Annotated in this window: 6 protein-coding genes; 5 read left to right on the forward strand and 1 reads right to left on the reverse strand. The window is 69.9% G+C overall.

The genetic code is table 11. The features are described from left to right. The first annotated feature begins 331 nt into the window (after window positions 1-331). Both NS283_RS05115 and NS283_RS05120 read left to right on the forward strand, forming a co-directional pair. Complete coding sequence (locus NS283_RS05115; protein ID WP_058595806.1) at window positions 332-1,945, forward strand: glucoamylase family protein; 1,614 nt, start codon at window positions 332-334, stop codon at window positions 1,943-1,945. Between the two features lie 4 nt (window positions 1,946-1,949). Beyond that, a complete protein-coding gene (locus NS283_RS05120; RefSeq protein WP_241492192.1) occupies window positions 1,950-2,627 on the forward strand; it encodes a TetR/AcrR family transcriptional regulator in 678 nt (225 codons plus the stop codon). A gap of 425 nt (window positions 2,628-3,052) precedes the next feature. Here NS283_RS05120 and NS283_RS05125 read toward each other — a convergent pair whose 3' ends face one another. Then, complete coding sequence (locus NS283_RS05125; RefSeq protein WP_058595807.1) at window positions 3,053-3,868, reverse strand: type IV toxin-antitoxin system AbiEi family antitoxin domain-containing protein; 816 nt, start codon at window positions 3,866-3,868, stop codon at window positions 3,053-3,055. A 335-nt stretch (window positions 3,869-4,203) separates the two neighbouring features. On the opposite strand from NS283_RS05125, the gene NS283_RS05130 reads away from it, so the two are divergent. From NS283_RS05130 to NS283_RS05140, 3 genes are all read left to right on the forward strand, one after another. Further along, on the forward strand, window positions 4,204-5,466 hold the full coding sequence (locus NS283_RS05130) for an extracellular solute-binding protein (protein ID WP_058595808.1): 1,263 nt from the start codon (window positions 4,204-4,206) through the stop codon (window positions 5,464-5,466). A 4-nt stretch (window positions 5,467-5,470) separates the two neighbouring features. Beyond that, entirely contained in the window at window positions 5,471-6,418 is a 948-nt protein-coding gene (locus NS283_RS05135; protein WP_058595809.1) for a carbohydrate ABC transporter permease, read from the forward strand. 11 nt (window positions 6,419-6,429) lie between these two features. Next, window positions 6,430-6,966 (forward strand): carbohydrate ABC transporter permease (locus NS283_RS05140; RefSeq protein ID WP_193751321.1); only part of this gene is annotated, 537 nt, incomplete at its 3' end.

Consider the following 6,966-nt stretch of genomic DNA (forward strand, 5'->3'; position numbering starts at 1 on the left):
CGGGGCAGCCCGTGGCCCGTGGCCCGTGGCCCGTGGCCCGTGGCCCGTGGCGGTGGGCCGGTGGCCGGTGGCCGGTGGCCGCGGGGCCGACGTGGGCGGTGCCGTCGGGCGGAGTTCGTGGGTGACACGCCGGTTCGGGATGCCGCTGGCCCGGCGTGTCGGCACGGGACTCCGCATGACGGTCCGGTGGCGAGCCCCGGCCGCGGCGTGGGTGAGTCTTACCGAGGCGCCGAACCGAGGCTCACGGGTTGACCAGAAACCTGACACGTGTAAGGTTTCTGGTCAGTGAGCTCCACATCCCCCCGGAGCGCTTTCGATGAGGAGAGCAGTCATGAAGCACACCCTCGCGGCATCCACCGCGATCGTCGGACTCGTCCTGGGCGGTTTCGCCGCGGCATCCCCCGCTGTCGCCGCGCCGCCCTCGGCCCCGACCGAGAAGCCCGGGCCCCAGGGCCACGCCGGTCCGCCCACGCACGTCGGCCCCGGCGCGCGTGACCTCGAGCGGTACGCCGCGGACACCTGGACCTCGCTCGCGGCGATGGCCCACGACAACACCGGCCTGCCCGACGACAACATCGGCGGTGCGCTCGATGAGTCAACGGCATCCGGATACACCTCGCCGACCAACATCGGCGGCTACCTCTGGTCGACGGTGACGGCGCGCGACCTCGGCATTATCGACGCCGACGAGGCGCGCGAGCGCCTCACCGCTACTGTCTCCACGCTCGAGACGATGGAGCGCAACGAGGGCAGCGGCATGTACTACAACTGGTATGCCCCCGACACCGGCGCGAAGCTCGAGGTCTTCCCGACGTCGGGCGAGGTCATCCACCCGTTCCTCAGCACGGTCGACAACGGCTGGCTCGCGGCGGGCTTGCGGATCGTCCGCGAGGCGGAGCCGACGCTCGCGGACCGTGCCGATGCGCTCTACCGGTCCATGGACTTCTCGGCGTTCTTCGACGCGGCGGGCGCTGCGGGTCTTCCAGCCGGAACGAACCGAGGCGGCTTCTGGGAGGCTCCTCCCGGTGACGGCTGCGCGGTCGAGGCGCCGATGTACAACGGCAGTGGCGAGACGGCGTTCTACACGTGCCACCACTACGACACCACGGTGAGCGAGAGCCGCATCGCGACCTACCTCGGCATCGCGGAGGGTTCCATCCCGGCATTCGGTCTCTACGGCACGCACCGCACCATGCCGGCGGGGTGCGACTGGGCGTGGCAGGAGCATCTGCCGACTGGAGACACGCGCACCTACGACGGTGTCGACGTCTTCGAGGGGGTGTATTCCTACGACGGCATGAGCTTCGTCCCGAGCTGGGGAGGCAGCATGTTCGAGGCGCTCATGCCCGACCTGCTGATTCCCGAGGCCGAGTGGGGTCCCGACTCCTGGGGCGTGAATCACCCGATCACGGTCGAGATCCAGAAGCGTCACGGCCTCGACGAAGCCGGATACGGCTACTGGGGATTCTCGCCCGCCAGCAACCCGTTCGGCGGCTACAGCGAGTACGGCGTCGACATCGCCGGCATCCGGTCCGATGGCTACACCTCGGATGCCGAGAAGACCGACGTCGACATCGACCGCCCCGGCTGCTCGGAGGGAACGAACCCGAATCCGACGTTCGGCGATGGCGTCGTCACGCCGCACGCCGCGTTCCTCGCCCTGCCCTATGACCGCCAGGGTGTGCTGAAGAACCTCCGCGGCCTGGAGAAGAAGCTCGGCGCCTACGGCCCCGGCGGCTTCTACGACGCGGTCGCCGTGAAGAGCGGCACGGTCGCCGAGCGGTACCTCTCGCTGGATCAGTCGATGATCATGGCGGCGATCGGCAACGCTCTCACGGACGACTCCCTCAAGGACTACATGGTCGATGACAGGATGGAGCAGAACCTCCGGCCCGCCATCGAGCAGCAGGTCTTCGGCTCGTCGTGGGGCGCCTCGCGTCCCTGACGGCATGACGCTCGATGTCCGGTACCGCGAGGCGGTGCCGGGCATCGGTGTGTCCGGGATGGGGGAGAGGATGCCGATGACCGACGCTCCCGCGCCCCGCGCGCGCCGCGGCAGTTACGCCAAGGGGCAGCAGACGCGGCAGCGCATCGTCGACGAGGCCGTCGTGGTGTTCGGGCGGTCGGGTGTCACGGCCGGCTCGCTGCGTGAGGTCGCCTCGCGCGTCGGCCTCACCCCCGCGGGTCTCATGCATCACTTCGCCTCCAAGGAGGAGCTGTTCGCGGAGGTGCTGCGCCAGCGCGACGAGCGTGTCCGGGCTGCGGCCGGCGATCCGCACGAGCACACCCTCGTCGAGCAGATGCAGAAGGTCGTGGCGCACAACGCCACGACCCGCGGCCTCACCTCGCTCTACACCCTTGTCGTCGCCGAGGCGGGGGACCCCGCTCACCCGTCGCACGAGGCTTTCGCAGAGCGCTATCGCCACGGTGCCGAGACGGCCGCCGATCTGCTGCGCGCGGGGCAGGCCGCCGGCGAGGTGCGCGCCGACATCGACCCCGAGCATGCCGCGCGGTTGCTGAGCGCGGTGATGGACGGCCTGCAGCAGCAGTGGCTCCTCGACGACTCGGTCGACATGCCCGCGCTGTTCGCCGAGTTCGTGCGGGGTTATCTGCGGCCTCCGGCTTGAGCTCTGGCATCCGATGTTCCGTCGCACGTTCGTGTTCGGGTGTGTCGGTGCGCGTGGGGAGCCCGGGGGTGGGCTGTCAGGCGAAGTTCGGGGTGACACACGGGGTCTGGAGCCGCTGGCTCGGCGTGTCGGTGGAGGACTCCGCGTGACGGTGCGGGTGGTGCGGCGGGGACTCCGCGGGACGGTACGCGTAGGCGGCCGGGGGCGGTTCGGATGGTCACGGGTCTGTGATCCCGGGGGTGGGCCGTCAGGCGGAGTTCGTGGCGACACGCCGGGTCTGGATGCCGCTGGCTCGGCGTGTCGGTGGAGGACTCCGCGTGACGGTGCGGGTGGTGCGGCACCAACCCCCGCGCGACGGCGCGCGCCGCGCGGTGGGGAACGCCGCGTGAGGCGACATCCCGCTCGGGCGTGAGAGGAAAGACCGGTTACGACTGCGCGCGGTGCAGGCCGCGATCGACGTGGGCGCGGATCGCGAGCTCGACCGTCGGCCAATCGTGCACGACCATCGCGTAGTCGAAGCGCAGGGTGACGAAGCCCCACGCGGCGGCGTGGGCGTCGCGCACGAGGTCGCGGTGCCTGTGGTCGGGGGCGGCGTGGTTCTCGGCGCCGTCGACCTCGACGATCAGGCGCTCGCCGATGAGAAGGTCGACGCGTCCCACGGAGACGACGCCCTGCTGCGTCCGCACGTCGATTCCCCAGTGGCGCAAGCGCCACCGGACCAGGGTCTCGAGTCCGCTCTCGGCGTCACGTCGGGCGAAGGCGATCGCCTCGCGACCTGCGGCGTTCGTGTGAGCTTCGAGCCACGTGAGATCGGCATCCTGGATCTTGTTCTGGTGGAGTGCCGATTCGAGGGCGACCAGGAACTCCTCGACCCCGCGGCACCGGAGTACCTGCCGGAGGGTCTGCGCCACCGCGGGGAGGCCGAAGGCGTCGACGGTGTCACGGTCCCAGTGCGAGACCTCTCCGTCTGCGCGTCGATGTCCGCGCGGCTTCAGTCCGACGTGCAAAGGTTCGGGGTCGGCGAGGATCCAGAGGCCATGGTGTCGCGCAGCGCTGACGCACGCGGGCGGTCCCCCGAGGAGCGCCGCGCGGATCACGGGCTCGCAGGCGTCGGCATCCGCATACACTCCGCGCCGCAGGCGGATGAGAGACCCCGCCCGCAGCGCGCGGTCGATCGCGCGGCGAGTCATGCCCGTGGCGAGCAGCTCTGCCCGGGTGCGGACGGATGACGTGTGGCACATCGTCCGAGGATGGCCGAAGCGGCCCGCTGCTCGGGGCGGTCTCGCCGCATTCCGTGGATGGGTCGGCGGATTCGTCGTCTGGGGAGGAGGAGTCCCTCGAGTCCCGGGTGTGCCGTCAGGCGGAGTGTGACCTCGACACGCCGCTACGGCGCGCGCCGAAACGGCGTGTCGGCTCCGAACTCCGCCTGACGGCACGGCGGCACGACGGCACCACGCGCGCGAGCGGCCGCCCCCGCACGTCCCCGGGTTGCATCACCCGAGGTTATGCGCTTAAACTCGACCACGACGCACGGAAGGAGCACCCGACGACGGGTGCCTGTTCGAGGAGGAACACGATGAAGAAGACCCGATGGAGCGCCGTGGCCGTGATCGCCGCCGCGGCGATCGCCCTCACCGGCTGTGGGCGCACCTCCGACACCGGTTCCGGTCCGAGCGAGGCGGGCACCATCGGTGACGCCAAGGCCGAGGGCACGCTCACGATGTGGGCGATGGGCGCCGAGGGCGAGGCGCTGCCCGAGTTCGTGAAGACCTTCGAAGAGGCCAACCCCGGTGTGACCGTCGACGTCACGCCCGTTCCGTGGGATGCGGCCTACAGCAAGTTCCAGACGGCGATCGCCGGCGGCAACACCCCCGACCTCGCGATGGTCGGGTCGACCTGGATGGCCGACTTCGGCGACGCGCTGCAGACGGTCCCCACCGACCTCTCCACCGACGGCATCTTCCCCGGTGCGATCGACTCGACGATGATCGACGACCGCGCGACGGGCGTGCCGTGGTACGTCGACACCCGCGTGCTCTACTACCGCACCGACATCGCCGCCCAGGCCGGCTGGAACCAGGCACCCACCACGTGGGACGAGCTGAAGCAGATGGCCGCCGACATGCAGTCCAAGGGCGGGGCCGACTACGGCATCCGTCTCCCCGCCGGCAACGATTCGTTCCAGGGGAACCTCTGGATGCCGTGGTCGAACGGTGCCGAGCTCGAGAACGGCTCGAAGTGGACCCTCGACACCCCCGAGACCGTCGAGGCACTCGACTACTACCAGAGCTTCTACACCGACGGCATCGCCAACCCCGCCGCCGACCGCTCGGCCGGCGCGCAGGAGGCGGACTTCGTCTCGGGCAACACGCCGATGTTCATCGACGGGCCCGCCTTCATCGGTCTGCTCAACGACCTCGGCGGAGAGGGCTTCGGCGACAAGATCTCCACCGCGGTGCTGCCCGCGAAGAAGTCGTCCACCTCGTTCAGCGGTGGTGCCAACCTCGCCGTCTTCGACAACTCCGACAACGCCGCCAGCGCCTGGAAGCTCGTGCAGTGGCTGACCGAGCCCGAGACGCAGGCCGCCTGGTACGAGGCGACCGGTGACCTCCCGGCCGTCCAGGATGCCTGGAAGTCCGACGCCCTGGCCTCGTCGAAGACCCTCGCCGCTTTCGGCACCCAGCTCGAGACCGCCAAGTCGGTGCCCGCCGTCACGACCTGGGTGCAGGTCGCCGCGGCCGGTGACGCGATGCTCGAGAAGATCCGCCTCGGCCAGCAGTCGCCGGCCGACGGTCTCAAGGAGCTCCAGGCCACCGCCGACCAGCTGGGCCTGGGCTGAGATCATGACGCAGGCAGTCGTGGGCGCGACCGGAACGCGTCGTGCGTCCGGTCGCGCCCGCGCCGGCGGGGGATCGAGCCGCCGCCGGCGCCAGGGATGGGTCGCGTGGGGCTTCGCCCTGCCGTTCGTCGCGGTCTTCGCGGTCTTCATGGTCGTGCCGATCGTGGGCTCGTTCGCGATGTCGTTCACCGACTTCACGGCGCGCGACATCCGCTCGCCGTTCGCGGTGAACTTCGTCGGGCTCGAGCAGTACCTCTCGGTGCTCGGCGACCCGGTGTTCCTCACCTCGCTGGGCGTGACCGCGACGTTCGTCGTCGTCGGCATCCCGGTCACCATGGCGATCGCGCTGGCCCTTGCGCTCGCGCTCAACGCCAGCAAGGGGCGCTTCGTCTCGATCCTGCGCGTCGGCTTCTACGCCCCGGTCGTGACGAGCATCGTCGCGGTCGCGGTCGTCTGGCGCTACATCCTGCAGCCCGAGGGCCTGCTCAACTCGGCGCTCGCGATCATCGGCATCCAGGGTCCGGACTGGCTCAACGACACCCGCACCGCGCTTCCCTCGCTCATCGCGATGGCGGTCTGGCGCAACGTCGGCACCCTGATGGTGATCTTCCTCGCGGGGCTCCAGGCGATCCCCACCGACGTGAAGGAGGCCGCCCTCATGGACGGCGCCTCGTCGTGGCGGCGCCTGACCTCGATCACGCTCCCGCTGCTGCGCCCGACGCTGCTGCTGGGTGCCGTGCTCATCTCGGTCGGGTTCCTGCAGTTCTTCGAGGAAGCGTTCGTGATGACCCAGGGCGGCCCGCTCAACTCCACCCTCTCGGTGGCCTATTACACGTTCAAGCAGTTCGGCTTCGGGCAGTACGGCACGGCCTCGGCCGCGAGCTACCTGCTGTTCCTGGCGATCGCGCTGCTCAGCCTGGTGCAGTTCCGCGTGCTGCGCTCGAAGGATTGAGGGAGGATGCCATGACACTCACGTCCCCCGCGGCTCCGGCCGTGGTCGCGGAGACCGTCGAGCCGCAGCGCCGCCGCCGCCGCTCCGAGAATCGCGTCACCCCCGGTCGCGCACTCACTTACGGCGTACTGGTTGTCGGCCTGATCGTCTGGATCCTGCCCTTCGCCTGGATGCTGCTGGGCTCGGTCAAGACGCAGCGCGAGATCCTGCAGCGTCCGCCGACGTGGTGGCCGCAGGAGTTCACGTGGGAGAACTTCGGCGCCTGGTTCGGTCAGCTGAACTTCGGCCAGTTCTTCGGCAACAGCATCGTGGTGGCGCTGTTCACCGTCGCCGGCAACCTCGTGTTCTGCTCGATGGTCGGCTACGCGCTGGCGAAGATGGACTTCCCCGGCAAGAAGGCGCTGTTCGTCGTCGTCATGGTGACCCTGATGGTCCCGGGCGTCGTCACCTTCGTCCCGCTGTTCGTGATGGTGTCTTCGCTCGGCCTCGTCGACAGCTACGCCGCTCTGATCCTGCCGTTCGTCACGACCCCGCTCGGCGTCTTCCTG

This window comes from Microbacterium testaceum (genome assembly GCF_001476285.1).
Taxonomy (GTDB): domain Bacteria; phylum Actinomycetota; class Actinomycetes; order Actinomycetales; family Microbacteriaceae; genus Microbacterium; species Microbacterium testaceum_B.